Raw genomic sequence first — 1932 nt, 5'->3', positions numbered from 1 at the left:
TTATTTTCCCTGTGCACAGTTTATTTTACGAACCCTTTCACGTGTAAAATACTCTTTTCCTCTTTCTTTTGCTCGTTGTAAAGCCCTTTTGTACTTCTTCTCATGTTTAGCCTTCATATATTGAACATAGTCTTCCGGACTATAACCAAACTGTTTGCCATAATAATATTGAAAAGCCGGCACTAAACCAATCTTAGTAAAGAATTCAATTCCCCATTTTGTTGACATCTTTTGACCTTTCTTTTGACTTGGATGATGATGTATCATAGCTACTCTTAATCGTCTTCTTGTGTAACCATCAATTGCTAATAACTCATCTCTGAATACATTGAAGAAACAAGAGAATTCTTTCCCAAACTTTTGATTTTCTTTTATAGCTTCCCAAATGGTAAGGAAGTAATTTACCTTTCCTCTAATTACTTGGTTCACTCGGTTTACCCATACCTCTTTGCTAAGGGTAAGTGTTTTCCTAGTTTTATCTTTTATTTTCTGACGAAAATCTTTCCAAGTAGATTCTTTTGGTTTGACTATATAGTAGGGTTTTCCATCCTTCTTTCTTTTTCTCCAATGTTCAAAAGTGAAGCCTAGAAAGTCAAAGTCATCATCATGGAAGTTTACAACTTTGGTCTTTTCAATGGAAATTTCAAGTCCTAATTCTTTGAGCTTCTTCTTTGTTATTTCCTCTGCTTTTTGTATTTCTTCTTTTGTTTTGGCAAACAAAAGAAAATCATCGGCGTATCTTACGAAGCGGATTCCATAGGAATCTAACTCCCAATCCAGTTCATTAAGAAACAAATTGGCGAGAAGTGGTGAAATAACTCCTCCTTGAGGAGTTCCGGCAACACCTTTATAATGTTTTCCTTCTTCCATATAACCAACTTTAAGCCATTTCCATATAAGATTAAGTACAGTACCATCTGCTATATACTTATTAAGTATTTTCATTAATTTCTTATGAGGAATATTATCAAAGAAGCCTTTAATATCACAGTCGTAGATATAATGGTATCCACTCTCGATATTCCAAGTAATAATTTGCATGACTCTTTTTGCTCCTAAATTAGGACGATAACCACAAGACCATTTATGAAAGATGTATTCCTCACATTTTGGTTCTAATACATTTACTATAGCTTGTTGGACTATGCGGTCTTCTACATTAGGGATTCCAAGTGGACGTTGTTTCCCATTCTTTTTGGGAATGTATTTTCTACGTACTGGAGAAGGTATATATTCTTTCAACCTAAGTTTTTCAAGTAGCTTTCGAAGATTTTCGTCTTCGTTACTTGCGTAACTTTGTACAGTTTTTCCATCTATTCCTCCTGCTCCCTTATTGCTTTTAACCTTTTCCCAAGCTGTTTTGAGCTTCCTATCAAAGAGAATTTGTCCATATACACTGTGCCATTTGAACTTTAGTTCTTGGTTCAATACTTATTCCACACCTTTCATTGTGCACGTTCCGTCCGTTTTTACCAAAGTAACATGAGCGGTTATCATTACACCTATTTAATTGTGTAGAGCCACGAGGTCGTTTCCCTTCCGTTCAGATTGTGTTTCGTCACAACCTTACTTCCGTACTATGAAAACGTCTGACTTCTCCACCTTTATTGGTAATTTCGGTTTTCCTTATATACCAATAACTAAAGTTGAAGTGGAGACCTCACGGGGTCATCGCACTTTCCTTCTGAACATACCCAACACCATCACTTGATAAGATTTCCTTAGTCGACTGGTTACTTTGGCCAAGGAACAGATAAAAGTATCCGGACTTCCCGTTCTCTTCGCACGGTCGTCAACTTATCCAGCCGTTGTGTTTCACGCTTATGCATTTGGGTCTGCTCATCCAACTACGGGTCTCTCGATTCACCGCATCTCCTTCAAACACTACCTCGCAATAATGCCCTAGATTAGTTTTCATAGGTTGTACCAGTA

General features: G+C 36.7%; 1 protein-coding gene. It reads right to left on the bottom strand.

Translation table 11 applies throughout. The features are described 5' to 3' along the window. Positions 1-1428, bottom strand: a complete 1428-nt coding sequence (ltrA, locus tag F9279_RS24715; protein WP_152116731.1) for a group II intron reverse transcriptase/maturase — start codon at positions 1426-1428, stop codon at positions 1-3. Between the last annotated feature and the right edge of the window lie 504 nt (positions 1429-1932).

The organism is Bacillus sp. B1-b2 (genome assembly GCF_009183415.1).
GTDB lineage: Bacteria > Bacillota > Bacilli > Bacillales > Cytobacillaceae > Niallia.
The sequence above is the reverse complement of the archived record's forward strand: the minus strand, read 5'-3'. Positions and strand labels throughout refer to the sequence as shown.